Raw genomic sequence first — 22,156 nt, 5'->3', positions numbered from 1 at the left:
AGCATTTTTGGGAATGACCGTAGCAGCAGACCCCGTGAAGTTGATGAAGCAAGAAGTTGGTAAAGCCGCCGCCGCTTTAGTCAAATCAGGTTCGATTGTCGGGTTGGGTACGGGTTCAACCACGGCGTACACAATTCAGTTTCTCGGAGAACGCCTCCAGTCTGGTGAACTCAAAGATATTGTAGGTGTTCCTACTTCATTTCAATCAGAAGTTTTAGCAAAGCAATACGGCGTTCCTCTCACTACCTTAGACGCTATTGACCACATTGATATTGCCATTGATGGGGCTGATGAGGTCGATCCCCAGAAGAATTTGATTAAAGGCGGTGGTGCAGCCCACACTCGCGAGAAAGTTGTTGATTACTTGGCAAATCAGTTCATCGTTGTAGTAGATAGCGGGAAGTTAGTAGACCGTTTGGGTTCTAGTTTTGCTGTACCTGTGGAAGTCATACCAATGGCCATTACTCCTGTGACTGATGCCATTAAAAAACTTGGTGGTAAACCAGAACTCCGTATGGGTGTAAAAAAGGCTGGCCCAGTGATCACCGACCAAGGTAACTTCGTTTTAGATGTGAGATTTGACTCTATTGACGACCCCGTAAACCTAGAAAAAACACTGAATAACATTCCTGGTGTTTTAGAAAATGGTATTTTCGTCAACTGCGTCGATTTAGTTTTAGTTGGCGAAGTTAAAGACGGTCAACCTGTTGTTAGGCAATTTTAGATGAACGGCTAGGAATTGGGGATGAGGGAAGGAAGGCAAGGAATAACCAATACCTCATTCCCCAATCTCAAAAATTCTCTACTAATAACTGTGTACCGTTATTCTTCCACGCTTTGACGAATTGAGCTTGCACGAGTTTAGCATCGTTATCTTTGCCCAGCGCTTGCAAACTGGCTTGCAAACCAAATAAAGAACGCCCATTCAAAGGATATTTTTGCAAATCTGCACGAAATACTTTTTCTGCGGCTGCGTAATCTCCCTTGGCTAACAGCACGCCACCTAATGCTTCCCTTGTGGGTATGTACCAATCTGGTGGTTCCATGTAGTTGAGGGCGTCTTCTTTTGCTACTGCTGTTTCTAGTAATTTAATCGCAGAATCATAGTCCTGCTTGGCTTTGGCAATTTTGCCGTCTAACAAATTGCTGGCAATATCTAAGATACTGCTAGCAGGACTCATACCAATTGTTGCATTAGCCGGAATGGTGTTTTGGGCGTTTAGCAGGGCAGCGCGATCGCTTGCGGCATCTTCAATGTTACCTTTGGCAGCATTAGCCATACCATGCGCAAAATACCATAGTGCTTTAGTAGTAACTAATTTATCGTCGGGCACAGTAGATTTAAGTATATTATCCCAGTCGCTAAAGCGCGTCTGAATCAGGAGTTTAGTACCGAGATAGCCTTCAATCATTGGTACTTCAGAGGCAAAAGGAGTGGCATTTGTAACTAATTTATCTGCTGCTTGGATAGCCTCTTGATACTTACCTGCCATAGCTGCGGCTACAGCTAAGAAATGTACGTTGTGGCTATAGTACATTAACGGGTAAAAACCCTGCACGTGATTTTTTTGGATATAAGCTTCATCTTGAGCGATCGCTAGCGCATTTGAACGCATTGCTCCTGTATAATCTCCCACACGAAAATAAATATGGGAAGGCATATGTACCAGATGTCCAGCTGCTGGTACTAAAGTTTCTAGCCGCTTGGCACTTTCTAGGGCGCGTTCTGGAGTTAGGGAGGCTTCTACTGCATGAATATAGTAGTGGTTGGCTCCCGGATGGTTCGGTTCGCTTTTGAGTACTGATTCTAAAACAGCTAAAATCTCTTCAGTATCTTCCCCTGGTTTGCCATCTTTAGTCCAGAGTTGCCAAGGGTGCAAATCCATTAAGCTTTCGGCGTATAGCGTTTTGGCATCTAAGTCTTGGGGATAACGCTTGACTAAATCTGCCATTGCGTTTTTATAATCAACGGCTAGCTTGTACAAATAGGCGTGGGAGTTGTTAGAGTAACGCTTTGCTAGAGCGTTAATGTAGTCTTGTTCCTGTTGAGATGCGTGTTTAGATAAAGCCACAGCTTGCTGAATTGCTGCATAGGCTGCTTGTTCGCGATCGCTATCTACATCCAGGTTAATATTAGGGCCAAGAGCTAAAGCAATACCCCAATATGCCATAGCTAATTGTGGATCGAGTTCCGCCGCATATTTAAAAGAACGCGCCGCTTCATCGTGGTTAAAGGCGTAAATCAAATTTAACCCTTGATCGAAAAACTTTTGCGCTTGTGGATTTTGGGTAGAAACTGGATGGTGATGCGTTCCCAGTCCAGATATTAAAGTATAAGGCTGTTGTATTTGAGCTAGAGCGTTGCCCGGAAAAACTAAGCTGAATATAAGTAGCCAAATTACAAATAAGTATTTCATTGTTCAAATTCCTAGCTAGTTTTTAAGCTTTTTTCTTATCTGCTTCTAAATGCCACAATTTCTCTAATGTGGCTACTTTATGGCGTAGTACAGTAGCACGATATTTCTTATAAGCATTAAATGCTACAAATAAGAGGAGATGAATAATAATGATATCAAACCAAATAAAAGTATTAATATATACAGAGTCTTTAGTAGATTGTGCGAGGTGAACAGAGTCATTGATTAAGTAATTGTGATAGTTTTCTGGCATAAGTACCCCCTGAAATTGAAAAATCGGCTTTATTTAAGAGACTTCATAGGGAATCTTATAGTTTTCTGATTTGAGTCGCTAGATTTTAAGCTGATTTTATGTAAATCTTTTTGAAGAAACTATTGGATAGAAACTCTTACAGATTGCAGCTAAAGTATTGTGTTGACAGTCACTCCACCCAGAAGTGAAGTTTTGGGCTAATAGCCTCAGTCCACTTAAGTTGAGTGAAATATACAGATAGATTTTTCGTAGAGTTTTACATTGCTAAACCCTTACCCACTACGGAAACATTCCCAAGATTTAAGAAATACGAACTTATTGTCTCCAGAAAAATCAGATAATTTCAGAATTTAAGAAAGTAGACGCTGTTTAAATTGGGAGGCTTGGACAGGATCGGGAATTTCTGCTGCTAACTTTTTTATTAATTCGGCGCGAGAAATTGTTTGGGAAGATTTGACAGTTTTTTGAACTATAAAAGTAGCCATTGGACCAATCAATTCTGCTAAATCTAGCTGACATTGACGTATAAAAGTTTCAGAGATAGCTTCATCGTTTGTACGCTGAGAACTAATAAGTAAATTCTCTGATGTTAATTTAACTTGAGGTTTACTCAAAGATTCGCTTTTGTGAAAGCTTGGTTGCTGCTTAAGAGGAGTTTGTTTAGCAGGCGCAAGCTGGACGGATAATTTATCTATCAATTCCTGATAAGTGAAAGCTGATATTGCTTTTTTAGGGTCGGTAATTTCTAATGCTACTGTTTTTATAAGTTGCAGCGGAGAAATTGCAGGAGACGATTGCAACACTTTCTGCACTAGGAAAAAAGCTATTGGCCCGATTAATTCAGCCAAATTATGCCCAAATTTACTAATAAAGTCATTATCAATTATTATATCTGAATTGCTATGTGTTTCGAGAATTGTTTCTTGAGAGGGAAAGGTGGCTTTTTCGTCCAGTTCAAAGCTTTGGCGATTAGTCTTTGCCAGTGGAGTTGGATCGAGTAAATCTAAATTAGAATCTTCTGCTTTCGTCTCTGCAACTGGACTTGAATCGAGTACATTTAAACTAGAATCTTCTGCTGTTGTCTCTGCCAGAGGAAGAGTCTCAAGTAATTTTAAATTAAAATTTGGCTCTGTCGCCTCTGCTAATGGAAGTTTTTCAAGTAATTTTAAATTAAAATCTCGTGCTGCATTATTCTGCATTAAAGTTGTGTCAATTAATTTTAAATTAAACGTTATTGCAGAAATTTCTTCGAGTGGCGTTATATCGTCATTTCCTAAATTAAAATCTATTGCAGAATTCTCTTCAGGCGCAATCGGGTCAGCGTTTTCTGAACTGAATTCTGTAGTTGAAGTGTTTTCAAGTATAGTGATATCTGAATTTGAAAAGCTAAATCCTGTTGCTAAAGTCTCGTCAGGGAAAACTGTATCAGTATTTTCTAAATCAAATTCTCTGACAGCAGTATTTGTAGGTGGAATTGTACCAGTATTTTCTAAACTACTATCTTCTTCTGGTGTGGCTTGCTCCCAAGTTTCTTGCTTTTCCAAGGGTAAATTAACAATGATGCGACAGCCATATCCAGGTTCTGTTTCAATCTTAAAATTACCTTTTAAGGCTAACACCCGTTCTTGCATCCCTTGGAGTCCAAACCCAGCTTTTTTTTGCGACAGTTGGAATCCTTTGCCGTTGTCTTTGATAATCAGGCATAAATTATCGGAGGTATGATAGAGATTGATGTCAACTTTTGTAGCCCTTGCATATTTACAGATATTTGTCAATGATTCTTGAATAATTCTGTAAAGAGTTTTGACTACCTCGGTAGACAAAGACGCAGGTAAGTTAATTTTGGTAGAAGGTAAGATCCCTGTAACTTGATGAAAATTTTGTACTAAAGAATCGATCAGAACTGTTAACGACTGCTCTAGAGGCACAATCTCTCGCATATTGCTGACAGATTGGCGAACTTCTTGAATTGCGATCGCACCTAGACGTTGGGCTTCTGCTAAAAACTTTTCCGCTAGCGTGGGGTCGAGACTCCAAAGCTTGTGAGCAGTTTGCAACTGAATATTCAGAGATGTCAGGGCATTTCCTAAGGAATCATGGATATCGCGAGCAATGCGTTTCCGTTCTTGCATTGCTGCCAAATCTTCAATTTGAAGGATGTGTTGCAGCATTTGCTCGCGGGCTATTGATAGATCTATGTGATTCTCACCTACCACGGTATTCACCCACTGCAATATAAAATGGTGACAAGCTACATAATTGCATCACTTCCAACAGATCGTTTTCCTGATTTTTGCGATTATATTATTTATTGATTGTTGCTGAATGCAATGATTAGTAGCTTAATACTATTATTAAACAACGCTTTAAGTATAGCGATGTAAATATTTGTTACTTAATTAGGCATAGTGTTAATTGACGTGTTTAATTTATGTCCGACTCAAGTACTTGCTAGATGCGATCGCTGCATAGAGAAGTTGACAACTTGCGATTGTCTCAATCAACAAGTCAGCAAGACAGCCTTATTTTCCAGTAATTATCGCTTCAATGTATATTAACCATGCGTCTAGCAGCTTGTGAACGGTTAATATACGCCTGAAACGCAACTATATCTTTTAGATAATTCAATAGATAGTCTTGCAACTCATCAAAGTCTATTGTTTCATCATTAGTGGTTGTCATATTTTTATCCCCCGATAAACGAGTCAACCCCTCTTTGGAGGAAATTAAAATTAATAATCTCAAGGATGAATTTGCTGGCTCTGAATTAATTTTGTTTCACTTTTTTATCTCCATAAATTAATAATGGCAGTATCTTTCTGTTTGTCGGTCAAATTAGAAACACGCTCAAGACTTACGCAACTGACAGATATATAACTGGTTGAGAGATTCAAACGTTAAAATTGAACTTGAACTCTTGACAACCTCAGCAACAAACCTCTCTTCTCTATAACTTCATACTGCTTAGAGCTTACCGAAGCATATTGGTTAATAACAGTCCAATTTCTGCTCAATTTTTATTCAATTTTTGTTCGGAATTATCTGAAAGTGTATTTGAAACCATGCGATCGCTCAATTCATGAGTATTTTTTATTTGCAGCCTATCAGACTAACTATTTATTCAATAGTCGTAGCCTATCACACTAAAACTTCTAGAAACATTGAGTTAGGCTTGCTTTAATGCACTTCAAAAAACTGAAATTTACAAGGTAAGCTTGTGTCTGATATTGCACTATATAGATATCTCCCTCGCCTTCCTGAAACCGCACTCCAAGAATTTACAGAATGGTGCGTTTTAGAGCAGGCGAAAACAGCAGGAATTGATTTTGCTCCAGATACAAGTAAGTTAAATAACTTACCACCACAAGACTACATTCCCAAACTGATTGACCAGTTTATGAAAGTCAAACCAGACCCAATTAAAGCAGGTTTAGTAGCTGCGATCGCGGGTAAAGAAGCAGATAAACACGCTTTATCTGGCGTAGCGGCTTTAGTTGATTTTGTCTCACTTTATGTTAAGTACTTAATTCCTAAAGATGGTAGTACTTCAGAAAAAGCAGATGCTTTATTACTAGAAGCCGCACAAAAACAGTGTGAGAAACTAATTCAAATTGCCAAAAAACATGGTGTAGAGTTTTAGTTTATAAGTAATACTAGCTCTAGTTTGTAAAAAGTTAGATACCCGATTTCTTTAAGAAGTCGGGCAACTTGATAACTATATTTAAATTTCAAGTGTACAAAATTTGTTCAAAAATTAAGTAATATTTCTATATAATACTGATACTTAAGTTGGTTAAAATATCATTATCATGTAATTATTAGTACTGAATGTATGGTTAGTATTTATAGCATACCTATTGATTGTACATTAGGAGTTGCTCGTCACTATTACCTCAGCCAGGATGGCGATTTTAATAACTCTGTTGGCTGGGGGCCTAGTGGAGTTGAATGGAAAGGAACAATTAAATTAACAGAAGAAGAGCTAAAACGTGTTCATGAATACACTAATGTATTTGGTGAGTACAATATACATTCTAATAACTGTGAAATGTTTGCTTGGTACATCAAGATTGGCAAACAATATTCGGGTCAGACTGAAGAAATTATAGTAACAAAATTTGGTGCTGCTTTAGTATCCCTAGTTCAGCCAGTCCATACTGTTCGTAGCATAAAATATTTGGAAATTGAAAAGGCTATTGTAGATAATTTTCAGGCAAACTTAGATAAGGTAAAACAGGCTAAACTTCTTGAAGAGCAAGCTGCGCGAGATGATTTTTGGTCACGTCGCGATGCTGGGTTATTATAACGAATTAATCAACAAATGCTAACTATTATTGGTTGTGGTAATCTCAATCGCAGTGATGATGCTGTAGGTGTAATTGTTGCCCAACGCCTACAACAATATCTAGCCCAAAATCCCCATCCCAATGTGCGAGTGTATGACTGTGGAACCGCAGGGATGGAAGTAATGTTTCAAGCTAGAGGTAGTAAACAATTAATTATTATTGATGCAAGTTCGACTGGTTCAGAGCCAGGTGCAGTTTTTAAGGTTCCAGGTAAAGAATTGGAAGCTTTACCGGAACCTAGTTATAACTTGCATGATTTTCGCTGGGATAATGCTTTAGCCGCTGGACGGAAAATCTTTCAAAATGACTTTCCCGAAGAGGTGACAGTTTACCTCATTGAAGCAGCAAATCTTGATTTAGGATTGGAGTTAAGTCCTGCGGTTAAACATTCTGCCGATCTGGTTTTTGAAGAGGTAGCTGCAACTATCAGACAGAATAATGAGTAATTCGTAATCAGAAAATTTCTCTACCCAGCTAAGTCACGATAAACAGCAAGTTCATCTACTCTCATTTCAAAAGGTATACCTTGGCTTTCTGGGGGACAGACGCGGATTTTGGCGCTGCTGACAATGGGGTTGAGTATTGTCGCCATTGGGACAATTTTTTGTAAGACGCGCCAGTTGGTAACAGGATCGGGACATTCGATAACTAGCACCATTACACTGGAGTGGGTGGTGAAATACCAACGACAGCTAGATAACAGACTTTGGATAGTGCGATCGCAGGCTTCATAAAAGTACCTGCTAATAGAATATTCTAGTTGCTGACGCAGGATAATATCTGCTGAAGTCAGTTGCATTGGATGCGAATCATCTTCTGGAGAGTAAATTTCTTTAGCCATCTTCTTTTTTTCCTCACTTATACGCCAATTGCCATTGCATAGAGAACATCTTTATTAGTTTGTAAGAATTCTTGAGTTTCATCATCATAGAAAGCACCAATTGCACTACAATGGATGCCCCAAAAATTGCTAACAAGATACACTCTTTGCCCTAAAAAGCCAGCTATTTGCATAGCCGTTTGATAATTTATATAGTCGGACACAAAAAATAAAGTTACAGCGCTGTCTTTTGCAATTGCTTGATTAATGCACAAGTAACCTGTTTTTTCGCTAAAATTGCCCGCCTTAATTAGATGCTTTCCCTTATATAAACCTGGAGTTATTCCCCTAACTTGATGAATAACGGAGTAAATTTCTATCTCCTCAAAATTCTCTGTTGGTATCGGCTGCGCAAGATGTTGCAATATCCGCCAATAATTTTCTTGAGAAATGGACTGTTTATAAAAACGTCTACTTGAGCGCCTCATCCAAACAGTCTGGAAAAATTTATCCTTGTCAAAGTTAAACTGGGGATGGAGTAATTTTTGTTGGCGACTTTTCTGGAGCGATGTTTTTTGATAGCCTGATTCTACAAATTCATTGGCTTCAAAATAATCAGTGCCACAGACAAAAGGGACTTGCAACCTTAAATGTCTGATTTTCTTTTCTTGCACTTCTCCAGAAATCGCACAAGCCGTAATAAACTCTTTATTCTCAAACCCTAAAGCTGCATTGAGAGCGAGTTTATCAAAATCAAAAATAAGTTGTATCTCTTGGTCGTGAATATAGGCTGAAGCAGCAATTGCACCTAAATGGTGTCCGCTATCTAGCCAACAATATCTCAAGCTCCTGTCTTTGTATTTCCAGCTAGACCTATAATAAACACAACTAATTAAAAAAATGAATCCATTTATACTTTTGCCCGGTATAATATAGCTCTCTAAGCCATCATCAATTAATTCATAAATCAGAGTTAGACAATTATTCTCAACTTCTAAATGATATATCCCGTTGACTATTCCCTCGATATCGCGAATCTGTACATAAACTTCTGTCGGATACAACGCGCCCGCAGATGGATTTACACGCAGTTTCTGCAAACCATCCTTATACATCTTTTCCAGAGTTATAGTACTGGTTAAGCTGATAAATGAGTGAACGGGATTATTGAGATTTAATTTCACTCTTCTATAAAACTTTGGATAAACTTTAAATACAGATGGTTGAGTTGACGCATCCACATAATTTGGATCGATCTGTACCGATAAGTAAGAATGCTTTGTTGCTTGATGATAATCTAGCTCTGATAGCTTACTTGGAGGCATTTTTGAGTATCCTTAAGACTTCTATATTGCTAGCAAAATCTATAGCTTTAAAATCGTCTAAGTTTTTTAAATTTATGTTAGGATGATGTTGTAACAACAATTTAACTACTTCTGTCTTTCCCGCTGATGCTGCATACATCAAAACAGTAGCCCCGTTATCATTTTGGTTATCAATATTGATGTTGGCAGCAAGCAACAAATTCATTAAATCGAAGTAGTTGCCAAAACAAGCAAACCAGAGAGCATTATTACCATCATTGTTTCTGATATTGATATCTGCGCCTAAAGCAATTAGTTCTTTAACTACCGCGTAAATTCCTTCTCTAGTAGCTTTCATCAAAGCCGTATCGCCATTCTCACCAGGCTGATTTAAGTCATCGAGATTGTAACCTTTATCGCGCAACCATTGGCTTGTGGTTTTGCTGAGATTTTGCTGATTTCTTGAACTCATAAACATCCTGTCTATGGATAGATCTGTAAACAAATAATCAACATACCAATCCCTATCATTTGTAGTTTCTTACAAATGACAAAGGATAACCCTAAAGAAAAATTCCCAATCCAAACAAGATGACTATAGCAATTCTTAGAAAAGGTAATGGTGGGCATTACCCACCATGTTACAGAAATGCTATGAGACCCATTAAACTATGAGGAATGTATGGTAACTGTTAAACAAGAACAATTAACAGCAAATACTTCCTATTCACGAACCATCACCGATTGGTAAAGCACCAATTTAGTCAGTATGCAATAGTTGCATTATCCAACCTGGTATCTATCCAGACTACCTAAGTTTTTCAACTTTTATCTCAGGAGAGAAAGCTAACAAGAGATAGAGAATTAGCAGGCTACTGAGTTATGCGATGAGAAAATTGATGCTTTAAACAGTACATCTTACAAGACAAATCGATTAACCTACAGACACATATTCTCGACCTTCAGAGAATAACTGTCTTGCAGTTTTTTCTGGTTTAGGTGCGCCATAGTAACCAGCTTCAGCTTCCAGTTCATCTACTAAATCCCAAGCTTCGTCGGCTCGTTTAGAATCCGCACCATAATTAGCAGTAATTGAGCGAGCATTGGAGATAGCTTTGTGAAGTTCTTTCTGCACAAATTTTAATTTTGGTTTTTCTACAAAGTCCCCCTTGGTGATAATATCTGTGACAGAAATAATGCCCAGCAATTCACCTTGGATTACAGGCGCACGCCATACACCAGTATTAGCAAATAACCGCGCCACATATTCTACATCAAGGTCGGGATTGACCACAACGCAGGGTTTGCTCATAATTTCATAAACATGCATCCGTTCAGGATCTTTGCCATAAGCAACAACCTTGGACACAATATCAGTTTCGGTGACAATACCGTAAGCATCACCACTGTGACGAGGTTCTACAATCAACGCCCGTAATTCTTTGAGCCGCATTAATTTGACTGCTTCTGCTACACTAGCGGAACCGCGAATAGTAGCTACATCTTGAGTCATAATCTGTTTAGCTCTCATAATTCTGGCTCCTTAAATTTGTTTTGCAAGTAAGGGAATTGATTCTAAACTGCTGCAATTCTTCCCAAACTGCATTTTATTGATGCGACTTATTCAAATTCAAATTTAATTATTAGAAAATGACTTCGCCGCATGAAAAAGTGGTTACGGAAATTAGACATTCCGTTGAAGAAAGATAAATCTATTTCACAACTTAAATACTCTGGTTATTTGGAGACAGAAGACTTACGCATATTCCCCTCTTCCTTCTCTTGAAGATCTTAGATATTCTGCCTCATTTTTAAACTCAACCAGCATTAAGTTAGGAATGTCTGAGTTAAGTCTGTAATCGCTTTTGCTGAAGTCTGGTTGACTGGCAACAATTTAGCTTACCTATATAGTATCACTATCATAAGTTTCAATTATGAATGATTTATAAAGATCCCCAGATATTTCATCGGTAAAAAGTGTAAAAAAGGCTAAAAAAGTTGTAATTTTTACTTTTTATTTTCTGACAATAGGCTAATAACTAACCGCCATAACAACAGTATTGGAGCAATGAGGAATAAATTGCTCAATTGTCAATACATATAACGATTAAAATTGGATATTATCTTGGATTAAGTAAAAATAACGATTGACTATTAGACAATCATTATTTACGCGATATTTTAGTTTTTTCTTAAGATTAACAATTAACGTTCAATGCTAATGCATGGAGATTTCATGCTCATCTACTGGCAAAACGAACAGTAGGTAATAACCAAAAGATAGAAATAAATAGATTGTTTCATCTATCTTGTTATATAGCTAACTTAGATTCTTAAAAAAGAATAAAAGATTGATATACATAATATAAATATTTGCTAATGTTTTACGTACAAATAACTAAGAAGGTATGCAAAAATGGAAATTAGCGCTCGTAATTCTTTGAAAGCTACTGTGAAAAAAGTTGTTGCTGGCTCTGTAAATAGTGAAGTCACATTAGAAATAGCTCCTGGTGTAGAAGTAGTAGCAATAATTACAAAATCATCAGCAGATAAACTGGGATTATCAGAAGGTAAGCAAGCTTACGCTGTTATCAAAGCTTCAGACGTGTTAGTTGCTGTTGATTAATTCTAACTGTCAGATATCAATAAACATTTGCTGATTTAGATGCAAAGACTCCACCTTTTTACAAGTGGAGTTTTTTATTATGTCTTTTTTTAATATAGTGATGAGTTATGGCGATCGCAACACAGTATTATGAAATCTGAGAGCGCAATCTTACAAGCTGAATACGATATTTATACTGCTATTTGTCAAGAAAGAAATTTATTTCTGTTTCATCGCCCCGATACAGTCTTCAGTGACTACACGGCTGACGATCCATTTCACAAATATCACAGCGATCGCCCACGCTTCTCTGGTGCATTTAAGTATGAGTGTTTAAGATGCAAGGGTATGATTGAAGATTATGAAGCGAAAAATACGCATGAGTGGCGTTTAGAGAAGCGATTTCAAGTTGAAAATGGATATCGCTTTGTCTCAGAACTTGAACCTCACGAATCTCAAAAAGCTCGTGGAATTTTTACCTTATCGCGAGTTGGGTTTAGCGAATCATGCGATTATGGGCTGGTTCACATTGCTTACTCTGCTTGTGGATACTACTTGCTGTTTCACTTCAATGGATCTGTTTGGCAACGGCTAGCGTATTTTATGTCCTACGTTGTATGAATTGAGCAAATTAACTCACCCTAACTGTATAGAAATTTTGGTGCGTTATCTGATGACTAACGCACCTGATAACTAAATTAAGCAGTCCGGAAACGTGCTAACTCTTTACCAGTTTTGGCGTCGTGGGCGTGAACTGTACACACCAAACAAGAGTCAAACGATCGCGCAACGTGACCTACTTCCACAGGATCGCTAGAATCGTAAATTGGTGTCCCAATTAAAGCTTCTTCAATCGGGCCGCGTACACCTTCACCATCGCGAGGGCCGACGTTCCATGTAGTAGGCGCAATTACTTGGTAGTTCTTAATCTTACCGCCTTCTATTTCTACCCAATGGCACAAAGAACCTCTTGCAGCTTCGGTTGCACCCCAACCTCTACCATCTTTTTCTTTGGGTTTGATATACCAGGGGTCGTTTAATTTGAACTCGCGCAAGCAATGTTCGGCTTGTCTATACAATTTCACAAGTTCGTGGACGCGCGCCAACTGACGCACATGGATACTAGGGCCACCCATCTGCTTGAACACGTCTAGAATAAACCCATCCTGATGTTGCCAAGACTCGCCATGCTTACCACCTGCGACCAATTGACGCGCTAAAGCACCAACTTCTAAACGCCCAAAGTCTTGGTGACGTACTGAAGTAGCCCAAGAATAGGCATTATCGAAGTCTTTTGTATTTTTCTGGATCGGATTAGTGACGCGATCGAAGGGGTGAACGTCTGCGGTTCCTTCGTCATACCACGAGTGAGTTGTATTCTCGCGGGCAAAGGTATGATCCAGCAATGTGTGGGTGTCGGTGAAGCTGTCGTACACTCCACTTTTCATAATTGTGGCAGCATTTCGCCCTTCAATCGTGGGATTTTGATATTTGTCTTCGTGAGGTAAATATCCCCAAGTCCCATATTTACCAGTACCAGCGCCATATCGATCGAGACCAATATCTAGACCCATGCGCCAATATAAACCCAAGTCGGATTCCCGATGCTTGCGGTCTTCGTCTAGCCAATCCATGAAATCATCATAAGTCTGGATTTGTTCGTAGCGTTCTAGGGAACAACCCAACCATACTGGTTCTAACCAGTTGGTGCGGAAGTATTCTAAAAGAGACCAAGCGCGGGTAATATCGGTGAGGGTAGGGGCGCACATGACACCACCAGGAACCATATAACTAGAATGAGGCCATTGACCACCTAAGAGGGCATAAATTTCTACCGGTTTGGCAGCAATTGTCACCCCTAGTTCGTAAGAGGTTCCTGTAAAGGCAGCGAAGCGTCTCGTAGCTTCTTCATAAAAACGGCTATTGCGATACTTTCTATGAGTTAAGTCAATAGCAAATAAAGCATAAAAGTAGCGAGGTATGCTTTGAATTGTTTCAACAATTTGACCTAAATTTCTCGCCAAAATCGCATTACGTGGAACTTCTGTTCCCCATGCTGTATCTAACGCCCAAGATGCACAAGTCAGGTGAGAACCACCGCAGATACCGCAAATACGAGGTGTGGCAATTAATCCGGCTTGGGGGTCTTTACCACGCAGGATGATTTCAAATCCTCGGAAGAGTTCGGCATGTGTCCAAGCGTTGACGACATACCCATCTTCAATTTCCACTCGTACATCTAAATCGCCCTCGACTCTACCAACTGGCGAGATGTCTAATGTTTTAATTGTCATTTGTCATTTGTCCTTTGTCATTGGTCAAGAGTCAAGAGTCAAGGGTCAAGGGTCAAGAGTCAAGTTTAATTACTCTGGACTTTTGACTTTGGACTCTTGACTAGATTGTGAAAAAGTCTTCTTCTGCCCAATCTGGTGCGATATCTTTGGCAACCATTGTGAGGACAGCGTAGTCTTTGGGTTTGACTCCAGGCGGTAAGTCTTTCGGAACTCCCATAACTGTTTGAGTTTTGAAGACTGTTCCTGGCTTGAGGTCGTAGAAGGGAAATTCTGGTTCGGTGCAACCTAAACAGGGCATACCAGCGCGGGTTTTGGAGGAAACGCGGTTCCACAAGATGCGGTTGCAAGAGGAATGGGTCATAGGGCCGCGACAACCTAGGTCGTAGAATAGGCAGCCTTTACGTTGACCAAATTCGGCGGTTGAGGCTTTGTAAGCAAAGTGGACGTTACGGGTACAACCTGTTTGGGTGTAGGTGTTGAAGAAGGTTTGCGGACGATGGAATTCATCAAGGGCAATGTCGCCGATGCGTCCAGTGGCGATCGCAACTAAAATTTGACTAATCCAGTCTGGATGGGCTGGACATCCGGGAATGTTAATTACAGGTAATCCAGATTTAGTGCGAAAGTCTTTACCTAAAAATCCGCCTTCTTTACGCTTGAGAAATTGCAAACCCTGAGACTGGCTGGGGTTGGGTGACATCGCGGGAATTCCTCCCCATGTCGCACAGTCTCCTACAGCCACAATAAAACTCGCAGCTTGCGAGAGGTCTGTTAACCAGTCTTTCATTGGGCGATCGGCAAAGCGGTTCCATTCCCCTGTGCCGTTGGGGGCGTTAACAACAGTACCTTCAAATACCAATATATCTAGGGGAATTTTGCCAGAAATGCAATCTCGTAGTAGTTGTTGTAAGTTATCGCCCAGTTCCAACCCTAAGGATGGATGCCAAAGCACTTTGATGCCAAAATCGCTAATCAAATCGCATACTGTCGGTTCTTCGGCGTTCAGGAAAGAGATAGTGTTACCCGAACAAGCACCACCTTGTAGCCATAGTACGTTAGTCATCGGCTAGGTATTTTTTTACTAGTTATGATGCATGATTCAGATGATAAGGATTGTAGCGATATCACCTGTTTTCTAATCTAGATCTTTAAAATTAAGATATTTTTTTAATTTATTTCTTTTAGTTAAATAAAAATTAATAATTGCGAAAAATTTTAATAGATGCCAATTTTAACAAAAAGGTTATAGCTATGACTGATTTTATGAAAAAAGTATGGATAATATATAATCTCTTGTCAGATTTTTAGCTCAATTAATCTTGAAAATTTTTCCTAAAGTATTGCAGTGTAATAACTTTGGCAGTAAAAACTAAATAGTTATTAGTACTTAAATGTTTTATGGCGATACAAAATTATTATTCATATTTGCTGACATTAATGTCGTTAATGCATATAATATATTTAATATTTTAAATTAAATATTCCCTATTTGTTAGCAGTTGATACAAAATACTTTAACCAACACTTAAGGTATTTAAAACTGTTGTTAATATTGGCAATTTCCCTCTAGAAATTTGCCAATAAATTGTTTTATAGTTTAAAAGCTTGATTAATTCAATTCCAGGATAGTTCCCTAAACTACTGGTGAAAGTACCTGGAAATTTTGGTTTCCCTTTTTCATGCCCACTCTAGGTTGACTAACCTCCCTGTATTGGATTTGAAAGCAGCGGGTGTTGTCAGGTTTAAGTAGTGAGGAGGAGAAAGAGACGGGGTGATATTGGGGAAAATCGGGGAGTTTCGCTTAAGAAATTCAGAATCTGCGTAAATCGGCTGAGTATGTATATCCCTTGATGAGACAGATATTTGTGTCTTCATCTGTCGTGGCGTTGAAAAATTCCATTCCCCAAACGGCCAGATTACGGTAGTTATGACCCCTAGCATGACAGATTCAGCAGTGACGGAGGCCATTGCAGCCATTGCATCGGAGTCAGCAACTACAGAAGAAAAAATCCAGATGCTGATCGAGGTAGCACTAGGTTTTCAAAAAAAGCCCCAAACTGTTAAAGACTTGCGGAATGCAGTTTCTTTGTATTACCGGGCCTATGAAATGTGCGGTGAGGACTATCCCTTACTCAAAGCCAAAGCTCAGGTGGGGATGGCTGGGACGTTACAAGAGATTCCGGATGTAGGGACGCAACTGCTGCTGCAAGCGAAAGCTGGCTATGAAGAAGCATTGCCAATTTTACAACAGTTAGCTTCGCCAACAGAAGTGGCAGAGGCACAGATGAATTTGGGGTTGGTGTTGCAATTGTTAGTACCTTTCAATTTAGCGCGGACAACAGATAGCATCAAAGCTTATCACGAGGCTTTGCGGGTGTTTACCTGGCAAGATTATCCCCAAGAATATGCCATCTTATACAACAATATTGCGATCGCCTACCTTTCCATGCCCCTAGCATCGGAACGAGAATATTTGTGTCAGGGATTAGCAATACAGACTTTTGAAGTCGCACTCAAGCATATTCAGCTGCACGACCATCCCAAAGAATATGCGATGTTGCAAAACAATTTGGGTAACGCTTTGCAGTATTTAGTGAGTGACCATCCTCTAGAGAATAACTTAAGAGCGATCGCAGCTTATGACGAAGCTTTAAAAGTTCGTAATCCCAAAGATACACCTCTCGAATACGCTAACACAATTTCTAATAAAGCCAACGCCCTATGCAACCTAGTTGACAATTCTCAAAACCCAGAAGTTGGTATATTGCAAAATCTCTTACAAGCACGCGCCTACTATCAAGAGGCTTGGGAAATATTCACTCAACATCAACAACAAGAAAAAGCACAAGTAGTAGCCCAAGCAATGCAAGCAATTGTTACATAAATAACAAATTACAAAAAGTAAATAGTTATTGCTTAACAGTTAGTAGTTATTAGCTTGTGTAGTGTGTACTCATGAGTAATTAACGAATTTCTACTGAAAGGAAGCTTAGGAATGAGAGAGGTATTAGCAAGTCTTTCCAGTAACTTAGCATCTGGAGAACTTAACATTACCGCAGAGTTACTATGTGTATTATTAGCAACTATCTTATCAATGATTGGTGGTGCTATTGGTGGAATGTTATTAGCTGGGAAAGATATAGGTTATCAGTTTTCAGCTATTTTAGGTGGATTATTTGGCCCTGCGGGTGTAATTCCCGCCATTGTTTTAGGACTAGTTGTCTTGAATTATTTAACTAATTTTTAGGAGGCATAATGTTTGAAATTGGATTGTTAACCGCTAAGTTATTTTTTAAAGGAAAGTTACTGCGCGATCCCATAGATTTTTTCCGTCAAATAGCAATTGGTATTGGCGTAGGTTTACTAATATTAGTCTCACTTGCAGAAACCGCAATACCTTTTTGGATACCAGTCGTCATATCTAGCTTGGTTACTGGTGCAGTTATGCCATTTCTACTTAAAGATTTCAAAATGAAATGAGTTTTAAATTGTCGTTTGTCATTTGTCCTTGGTCATTTGCATAGTTAATTTAAACTCTTGACTTTGGACTATTGACCCTTGACTCTTGACTTTGGACTATTGACCCTTGACTCTTGATAAATGACTAACCTTGAAGAATTGGTGCAAGAAATCAACCGCTTTGAAGCAATTGTATCTGAGTGGGATGAAAGTCAAAGATGCGTAGTTGTAGGGTTAAAAAGAGCAATTGAAGCTTTACATAAAACAGCCTTGAAGCGTTTAATTCAAAACCTCAAGGAAGAATCTATGTCAGCTTTGCGTCATGCTGTAGCTGACGAAGTTGTCTATGCAGTATTGCTATATCACGAATTGGTCAAACCACCAAAACCACCTTTAGAACAACGTATTCAAATAGCCCTTGATGAAGTTCGTCCAAGCTTACAAAGCCATAATGGAGATATAGAATTAGTAGCAATTAAACTTCCAGATACAGTAGAAGTCAGATTAATAGGAACTTGCAGTAATTGCCCAGCTTCTACTTTGACTTTATCGCAAGGAGTCGAACAGGCTATTAAATCTCATTGTCCAGAAATTACAAAAGTTATTGCTGTGAATAGTGGGGCTAAGGTTGAGAGTTCTAAGTCTAATTTAACAAGTCCATTTTCATCTCAAAGAGGCTCTACCTGGGTAAGGGTCACAACTTTTGATAAAATTCCTGAATCTGGTATTTTAGCAGTAAGAGTTGCAGGTAATTCTTTTATTTTATATCGGCAAGGTATTAATATTAGATGTTACCAAAATGCTTGCTCTCATCTAGGATCTACTTTAGATAAAGGTAAAGTGGAAAATGGGATTATTACTTGCCCTGCTCATAGTTTTCAGTATAGGTTAGAGACAGGTGAATGTTTAACGGTTCCTGATGTTTCGCTTCAGTCATATCCGTTAAAAATTAGAGAAGATAAAGTTTTTGTTCAATTGTAACGATCAAAATATCTTATAGCTTTCAAGCCGTTACGAATTTTTTTCAAGCAAAAACCCCGGCGTTTCTGGCGGGGGTTTATGGCTGTTGGTACTTTCTCAGCAGAAAATTTTGCCCCAGAATATAGGGGACGAACTAAAAGTTCAACCTATCAATATACAACTTCAAAATTGCCAATACGCAGCAATGTAGATGTTTTTAAGCTGTGCGGAAACGTGCTAATTCTTCACCTGTTTTGCGATCGTGGGCGTGAACGGTACACACCAGGCAAGAGTCAAACGAACGGGCGACATGACCAACTTCTACAGGATCGGTGGGGTCATAAATTGGTGTCCCGACTAAGGCTTCTTCAATCGGGCCGCGTATTCCTTGACTGTCGCGAGGGCCTACATTCCATGTGGTCGGGGCCACAACTTGGTAATTCTTAATTTTACCGCCCTCCAATTCTACCCAATGGCACAGGGCACCTCTGGCGGCTTCGGTTGCACCCCAACCTCTGCCATCTTTTTCTTGGGGTTTGATATACCAAGGATCGTTTAAGCGAAATTCGCGTAAGCAGTGTTCGGCTTGGCGGTACAACTTCACTAGTTCGTGCATTCGTCCCAGTTGGCGCAGATGAATGCTAGCACCGCCCATTGCTTTGAACATACTCAGGATAAATCCGTCATAGTGCTGCCAAGACTCTCCATGTTTGCCACCTGCAACCATTTGCCGTGCAAAGGGGCCGGTTTCTAAGCGTCCGTATTCTATGTGACTGACCGCAGTTGCCCAAGAATAGGCGTTGTTGAAATCTTTTGTATTTTTTGGGCTTGGTTGAGTTGTGCGGTCAAAAGGATGAATATTCTCTGTCCCTTCGTCATACCAAGAGTGAATGGTATTCTCGCGGGCAAAGGTATGTTCCATTAAAGTGTGGGTGTCAGAGAAGCTGTCATACACTCCACTTTTCATGATGGTGGCAGCATTTCGCCCTTCAATCGTGGGTTTTTGATATTTATCCTCGTGGGGTAAATATCCCCAAGTCATATATTTACCAACACCAGCACCGTATTTATCTAGACCAATATCTAAGCCCATGCGCCAGTAAAAACCCAAGTCAGAATTGGCATGATTGGGGCTTTCATCTATCCACGCCATAAAGTCATCATAAGTCTTGATTTGCTCGTAGCGTTCTAGAGAACAACCTAACCATACTGGTTCTATCCAGTTAGTGCGGAAGTATTCTAAAATTGACCAAGCACGGGTAACGTCTGTTAGCGTGGGGGCGCACATGACACCACCAGGAACCATGTAACTAGAGTGGGGCCATTGGCCGCCTAAGAGGGCGTAAATTTGTACAGGGCTACCAGAAATAGTGACGCCAATTTCATAAGATTTGCCAGTAAAGGCGGCAAAGCGTCTCGTGGCTTCTTCATAAAAAGGACTGTTTTGGTACTTTTTATTGGTCAAGTCGATCGCATATAGACCATAAAAGTAACGAGGGATACTTTGTAGTGATTCAACGATTTGGCCTAAATTCCTAGCCAAAATCGCATTACGCGGGACTTCTGTTCCCCATGCTGTATCTAATGCCCAGGATGCACAAGAAAGGTGAGAAGCACCACAAATTCCACAAATACGAGGTGTGACGATTAATCCGGCTTGGGGGTCTTTACCGCGTAAGATGACTTCAAATCCCCGGAAGAGTTCGGCTTGTGTCCAGGCGTTGACTACATAGCCATCTTCAATTTCTACGCGGACATCTAAATCGCCTTCTACTCTACCAACTGGTGAGATGTCTAATGTTTGGGTTGTCATTTGTCAAAAGTTGAGGATCAAGGGTCAAGAGTCAAGTATTATGACTTTGGGCTTTCGACTAAACAGTAAAAATGTCTTCTTCTGTCCAGTTGGGTGCTGCATTTTTTGCCGCAACTGTGAGTAAGGCATAGTCTTTTGCTTTGATACCTGGAGGTAGTTCTTTAGGAGTTCCCATCAATGTTTGGGTTTTGAAGACTGTTCCGGGTTTAAGATCAAAGAAGGGGAATTCTGGTTCGGTACAACCTAAACAAGGCATTCCGGCGCGGGTTTTGGAAGAGACACGGTTCCACAAGATGCGGTTACAAGACGAATGTGTCATCGGGCCGCGACAACCTAGGTCATAGAATAAGCAGCCTCTACGCTGACCAAATTCGGCCGCAGTGGCTTTGTAGGCAAAGTGGATGTTACGGGTACAGCCTGTTTGGGTAAAACTCTTGAAGAAGGTTTGGGGACGGTGTAGTTCATCAAGTGTGATGTCGCCGATACGTCCGGTGGCGATCGCAACTAAAATTTGAGTAATCCAATCAGGATGGGCTGGACATCCGGGAATATTAATTACGGGTAATCCTGATTTGCTGCGGAAATCTTTGCCTAAAAACCCACCTTCTTGACGTTTGAGAAATTGTAGCCCTTGGGATTGGGTAGGGTTAGGTGCTGTCGCGGGAATTCCTCCCCAAGTAGCACAGTCTCCGACAGCAACGACAAAGTTCGCCGCTTTAGAGAGGTCACTTAACCATTCTTTCATCGGGCGATCGGCAAAACGATTCCATTCACCTGTACCGTTGGGGGCGTTAACAACCGTACCTTCAAATACAAGGATATCTAGAGGAATATTTCCGAGAATACAATCCCGCAGTAGTTGTTGCAAATTGCTACCCAGTTCCATCCCTAAAGATGGATGCCAAAGTAAGTTAATGCCAAAGTCGCTAATTAGATCGCACACTGTCGGTTCTTGTGCATTCAAAAATGACATGGTGTTTCCCGAACAAGCACCACCTTGCAGCCATAGTACGTTAGCCATCAGATATGTTTTAGTATTGTCGTTTTTGTCTGTATTTGATAAAAAGGCTAGTGCCGCTAGGCGAAATTCAAAAGCCAAGAATAATTTTCGCGATCGCTGGACTGATTGAGTTTTACTAAATACGGTTTGACATCAAATTTTTAATGCCAAAATAGAGTTTTTTCTATGTCTATTAACAAAAGCATGAGTGCTATTGATAGGACAAGATTTTTCTTCGTCTTGAGAACTAAATAGTTCTGCTTTCACTGAAAAGAGAAAAGCATCATGTATGTGGAAACCGGATTTAGAGACTCACCTATTTATCAATATTAATTTTTGAATATCAGGGATTTTACGCTGTAATTGTAGTTAAATTCATAAAACTTAACAAGTTTTCGTAGCCAAAATCTTTTTTGAAAGTTGAATTAAATAATATAGATGCAAAAATTACATAATAGCAATGTGCTTTCCGTTATAGAATAATTATTTATTGTAATAAATAGTGCCACAATTATATTCTTTGATAATTATATATATAACGGAATTTGTAATAAATGCTATATCCATGAAGTGTTGCACAAGGTATAAGTTAATTCAAGGATTTACTGTTTAAATTTATTGATTGCATCAAAAATTACAAGATATAAGCTAATATCAATTTAATAGCATCATGTAGCTTAAATAGCAGCATTATAAAAGATATTAATCAATAATTAAATTGTGTATATTTTGGTTAAAATCAGCTTGATAAGGCTAGAATTTCAGCCGTAAATTCCTGTAAAGTAAAAACAAATTTCGCTGATTTAATCAATTGCGGCTAACCTGAAGTTGCACTAGTAGGTGGGGATTCAGAAAAATCCTCTGCCTGAGACTGTGCTAGCCTGC

21 protein-coding genes are annotated in these 22,156 nt (G+C 39.5%); 10 read left to right on the top strand and 11 right to left on the bottom strand.

Annotated features, from left to right (window positions below; translation table 11 throughout):
- The first annotated feature begins 13 nt into the window (after window positions 1-13).
- A complete protein-coding gene (rpiA, locus tag AACU33_RS35335) occupies window positions 14-724 on the top strand; it encodes a ribose-5-phosphate isomerase RpiA (protein WP_096595499.1) in 711 nt (236 codons plus the stop codon).
- A gap of 67 nt (window positions 725-791) precedes the next feature.
- Here the strand turns inward: rpiA and AACU33_RS35330 are convergent, their stop codons facing one another.
- The 3 genes from AACU33_RS35330 to AACU33_RS35320 form a co-directional block, all read right to left on the bottom strand.
- Window positions 792-2,417 carry a tetratricopeptide repeat protein gene (locus AACU33_RS35330; RefSeq protein ID WP_096594893.1) on the bottom strand — a complete coding sequence of 542 codons (1,626 nt, stop codon included), beginning with the start codon at window positions 2,415-2,417 and terminating at the stop codon, window positions 792-794.
- Between the two features lie 22 nt (window positions 2,418-2,439).
- Window positions 2,440-2,670 (bottom strand): hypothetical protein, encoded by a 231-nt coding sequence (locus tag AACU33_RS35325; protein WP_096594892.1) that lies wholly within the window; start codon window positions 2,668-2,670, stop codon window positions 2,440-2,442.
- A 350-nt stretch (window positions 2,671-3,020) separates the two neighbouring features.
- Window positions 3,021-4,895: a sensor histidine kinase gene (locus AACU33_RS35320; protein WP_339376458.1), complete on the bottom strand. Its 1,875-nt coding sequence runs from the start codon at window positions 4,893-4,895 to the stop codon at window positions 3,021-3,023.
- A 992-nt stretch (window positions 4,896-5,887) separates the two neighbouring features.
- Between AACU33_RS35320 and AACU33_RS35315 the strand changes: the two genes are divergently transcribed.
- The 3 genes from AACU33_RS35315 to AACU33_RS35305 all read left to right on the top strand — a co-directional run bounded on the left by AACU33_RS35315 (window position 5,888) and on the right by AACU33_RS35305 (window position 7,462).
- Window positions 5,888-6,310 carry a hypothetical protein gene (locus AACU33_RS35315; protein ID WP_096594890.1) on the top strand — a complete coding sequence of 141 codons (423 nt, stop codon included), beginning with the start codon at window positions 5,888-5,890 and terminating at the stop codon, window positions 6,308-6,310.
- A 192-nt stretch (window positions 6,311-6,502) separates the two neighbouring features.
- Window positions 6,503-6,976 (top strand): NC domain-containing protein, encoded by a 474-nt coding sequence (locus tag AACU33_RS35310; protein WP_096594889.1) that lies wholly within the window; start codon window positions 6,503-6,505, stop codon window positions 6,974-6,976.
- A 15-nt stretch (window positions 6,977-6,991) separates the two neighbouring features.
- Entirely contained in the window at window positions 6,992-7,462 is a 471-nt protein-coding gene (locus AACU33_RS35305) for a hydrogenase maturation protease (protein ID WP_096594888.1), read from the top strand.
- Between the two features lie 20 nt (window positions 7,463-7,482).
- Here the strand turns inward: AACU33_RS35305 and AACU33_RS35300 are convergent, their stop codons facing one another.
- The 4 genes from AACU33_RS35300 to AACU33_RS35285 all read right to left on the bottom strand — a co-directional run bounded on the left by AACU33_RS35300 (window position 7,483) and on the right by AACU33_RS35285 (window position 10,671).
- The gene (locus AACU33_RS35300; RefSeq protein ID WP_096594887.1) at window positions 7,483-7,857 is read right to left on the bottom strand and encodes a hypothetical protein; all 375 of its coding nucleotides are present in this window, start codon (window positions 7,855-7,857) and stop codon (window positions 7,483-7,485) included.
- 17 nt (window positions 7,858-7,874) lie between these two features.
- Window positions 7,875-9,161 (bottom strand): nitroreductase family protein, encoded by a 1,287-nt coding sequence (locus AACU33_RS35295; protein WP_096594886.1) that lies wholly within the window; start codon window positions 9,159-9,161, stop codon window positions 7,875-7,877.
- Window positions 9,148-9,612 carry an ankyrin repeat domain-containing protein gene (locus tag AACU33_RS35290; protein ID WP_096594885.1) on the bottom strand — a complete coding sequence of 155 codons (465 nt, stop codon included), beginning with the start codon at window positions 9,610-9,612 and terminating at the stop codon, window positions 9,148-9,150. The genes AACU33_RS35295 and AACU33_RS35290 overlap by 14 nt, the downstream gene beginning before the upstream one ends.
- Before the next feature lie 462 nt (window positions 9,613-10,074).
- Window positions 10,075-10,671 (bottom strand): CBS domain-containing protein, encoded by a 597-nt coding sequence (locus AACU33_RS35285; RefSeq protein ID WP_339376457.1) that lies wholly within the window; start codon window positions 10,669-10,671, stop codon window positions 10,075-10,077.
- A gap of 885 nt (window positions 10,672-11,556) precedes the next feature.
- Here AACU33_RS35285 and AACU33_RS35280 point away from each other — a divergent pair.
- Window positions 11,557-11,766: a TOBE domain-containing protein gene (locus AACU33_RS35280; protein WP_096594884.1), complete on the top strand. Its 210-nt coding sequence runs from the start codon at window positions 11,557-11,559 to the stop codon at window positions 11,764-11,766.
- A gap of 129 nt (window positions 11,767-11,895) precedes the next feature.
- Window positions 11,896-12,366, top strand: coding sequence for a hypothetical protein (locus AACU33_RS35275; protein WP_096594883.1), 471 nt, complete (start codon window positions 11,896-11,898; stop codon window positions 12,364-12,366).
- 77 nt (window positions 12,367-12,443) lie between these two features.
- Here the strand turns inward: AACU33_RS35275 and AACU33_RS35270 are convergent, their stop codons facing one another.
- On the bottom strand, window positions 12,444-14,039 hold the full coding sequence (locus tag AACU33_RS35270; protein WP_096594882.1) for a nickel-dependent hydrogenase large subunit: 1,596 nt from the start codon (window positions 14,037-14,039) through the stop codon (window positions 12,444-12,446).
- A gap of 100 nt (window positions 14,040-14,139) precedes the next feature.
- Complete coding sequence (locus tag AACU33_RS35265) at window positions 14,140-15,102, bottom strand: hydrogenase small subunit (protein WP_096594881.1); 963 nt, start codon at window positions 15,100-15,102, stop codon at window positions 14,140-14,142.
- 864 nt (window positions 15,103-15,966) lie between these two features.
- Between AACU33_RS35265 and AACU33_RS35260 the strand changes: the two genes are divergently transcribed.
- From AACU33_RS35260 to AACU33_RS35245, 4 genes are all read left to right on the top strand, one after another.
- Window positions 15,967-16,923, top strand: coding sequence for a hypothetical protein (locus tag AACU33_RS35260; protein WP_096594880.1), 957 nt, complete (start codon window positions 15,967-15,969; stop codon window positions 16,921-16,923).
- 111 nt (window positions 16,924-17,034) lie between these two features.
- On the top strand, window positions 17,035-17,286 hold the full coding sequence (locus AACU33_RS35255) for a hypothetical protein (protein ID WP_096594879.1): 252 nt from the start codon (window positions 17,035-17,037) through the stop codon (window positions 17,284-17,286).
- Window positions 17,287-17,294: 8 nt separating this feature from the next.
- Complete coding sequence (locus tag AACU33_RS35250; protein WP_096594878.1) at window positions 17,295-17,519, top strand: hypothetical protein; 225 nt, start codon at window positions 17,295-17,297, stop codon at window positions 17,517-17,519.
- Between the two features lie 120 nt (window positions 17,520-17,639).
- Entirely contained in the window at window positions 17,640-18,479 is an 840-nt protein-coding gene (locus AACU33_RS35245; RefSeq protein ID WP_096594877.1) for a NifU family protein, read from the top strand.
- Window positions 18,480-18,675: 196 nt separating this feature from the next.
- Here AACU33_RS35245 and AACU33_RS35240 read toward each other — a convergent pair whose 3' ends face one another.
- Together AACU33_RS35240 and AACU33_RS35235 are read right to left on the bottom strand one after the other, a co-directional pair.
- Window positions 18,676-20,271 (bottom strand): nickel-dependent hydrogenase large subunit, encoded by a 1,596-nt coding sequence (locus AACU33_RS35240; protein ID WP_096594876.1) that lies wholly within the window; start codon window positions 20,269-20,271, stop codon window positions 18,676-18,678.
- Between the two features lie 58 nt (window positions 20,272-20,329).
- On the bottom strand, window positions 20,330-21,292 hold the full coding sequence (locus AACU33_RS35235) for a hydrogenase small subunit (protein WP_096595497.1): 963 nt from the start codon (window positions 21,290-21,292) through the stop codon (window positions 20,330-20,332).
- Window positions 21,293-22,156 lie beyond the last annotated feature (864 nt).

The sequence above is a fragment of the Calothrix sp. NIES-2098 genome, assembly GCF_963875125.1.
Classification (GTDB): Bacteria; Cyanobacteriota; Cyanobacteriia; order Cyanobacteriales; family Nostocaceae; genus Aulosira.
The sequence above is the reverse complement of the archived record's forward strand: the minus strand, read 5'-3'. Positions and strand labels throughout refer to the sequence as shown.

Excerpts from the sequence above, each read along its gene's own strand:
- rpiA (WP_096595499.1), top strand. The coding sequence starts at position 14 with ATGACCGTAGCAGCAGACCCCGTGAAGTTGATGAAGCAAGAAGTTGGT.
- AACU33_RS35330 (WP_096594893.1), bottom strand. The coding sequence starts at position 2,417 with ATGAAATACTTATTTGTAATTTGGCTACTTATATTCAGCTTAGTTTTT.
- AACU33_RS35325 (WP_096594892.1), bottom strand. The coding sequence starts at position 2,670 with ATGCCAGAAAACTATCACAATTACTTAATCAATGACTCTGTTCACCTC.
- AACU33_RS35310 (WP_096594889.1), top strand. The coding sequence starts at position 6,503 with ATGGTTAGTATTTATAGCATACCTATTGATTGTACATTAGGAGTTGCT.
- AACU33_RS35305 (WP_096594888.1), top strand. The coding sequence starts at position 6,992 with ATGCTAACTATTATTGGTTGTGGTAATCTCAATCGCAGTGATGATGCT.
- AACU33_RS35300 (WP_096594887.1), bottom strand. The coding sequence starts at position 7,857 with ATGGCTAAAGAAATTTACTCTCCAGAAGATGATTCGCATCCAATGCAA.
- AACU33_RS35295 (WP_096594886.1), bottom strand. The coding sequence starts at position 9,161 with ATGCCTCCAAGTAAGCTATCAGAGCTAGATTATCATCAAGCAACAAAG.
- AACU33_RS35290 (WP_096594885.1), bottom strand. The coding sequence starts at position 9,612 with ATGAGTTCAAGAAATCAGCAAAATCTCAGCAAAACCACAAGCCAATGG.
- AACU33_RS35285 (WP_339376457.1), bottom strand. The coding sequence starts at position 10,671 with ATGAGAGCTAAACAGATTATGACTCAAGATGTAGCTACTATTCGCGGT.
- AACU33_RS35280 (WP_096594884.1), top strand. The coding sequence starts at position 11,557 with ATGGAAATTAGCGCTCGTAATTCTTTGAAAGCTACTGTGAAAAAAGTT.
- AACU33_RS35275 (WP_096594883.1), top strand. The coding sequence starts at position 11,896 with ATGAAATCTGAGAGCGCAATCTTACAAGCTGAATACGATATTTATACT.
- AACU33_RS35270 (WP_096594882.1), bottom strand. The coding sequence starts at position 14,039 with ATGACAATTAAAACATTAGACATCTCGCCAGTTGGTAGAGTCGAGGGC.
- AACU33_RS35265 (WP_096594881.1), bottom strand. The coding sequence starts at position 15,102 with ATGACTAACGTACTATGGCTACAAGGTGGTGCTTGTTCGGGTAACACT.
- AACU33_RS35260 (WP_096594880.1), top strand. The coding sequence starts at position 15,967 with ATGACCCCTAGCATGACAGATTCAGCAGTGACGGAGGCCATTGCAGCC.
- AACU33_RS35255 (WP_096594879.1), top strand. The coding sequence starts at position 17,035 with ATGAGAGAGGTATTAGCAAGTCTTTCCAGTAACTTAGCATCTGGAGAA.
- AACU33_RS35250 (WP_096594878.1), top strand. The coding sequence starts at position 17,295 with ATGTTTGAAATTGGATTGTTAACCGCTAAGTTATTTTTTAAAGGAAAG.
- AACU33_RS35245 (WP_096594877.1), top strand. The coding sequence starts at position 17,640 with ATGACTAACCTTGAAGAATTGGTGCAAGAAATCAACCGCTTTGAAGCA.
- AACU33_RS35240 (WP_096594876.1), bottom strand. The coding sequence starts at position 20,271 with ATGACAACCCAAACATTAGACATCTCACCAGTTGGTAGAGTAGAAGGC.
- AACU33_RS35235 (WP_096595497.1), bottom strand. The coding sequence starts at position 21,292 with ATGGCTAACGTACTATGGCTGCAAGGTGGTGCTTGTTCGGGAAACACC.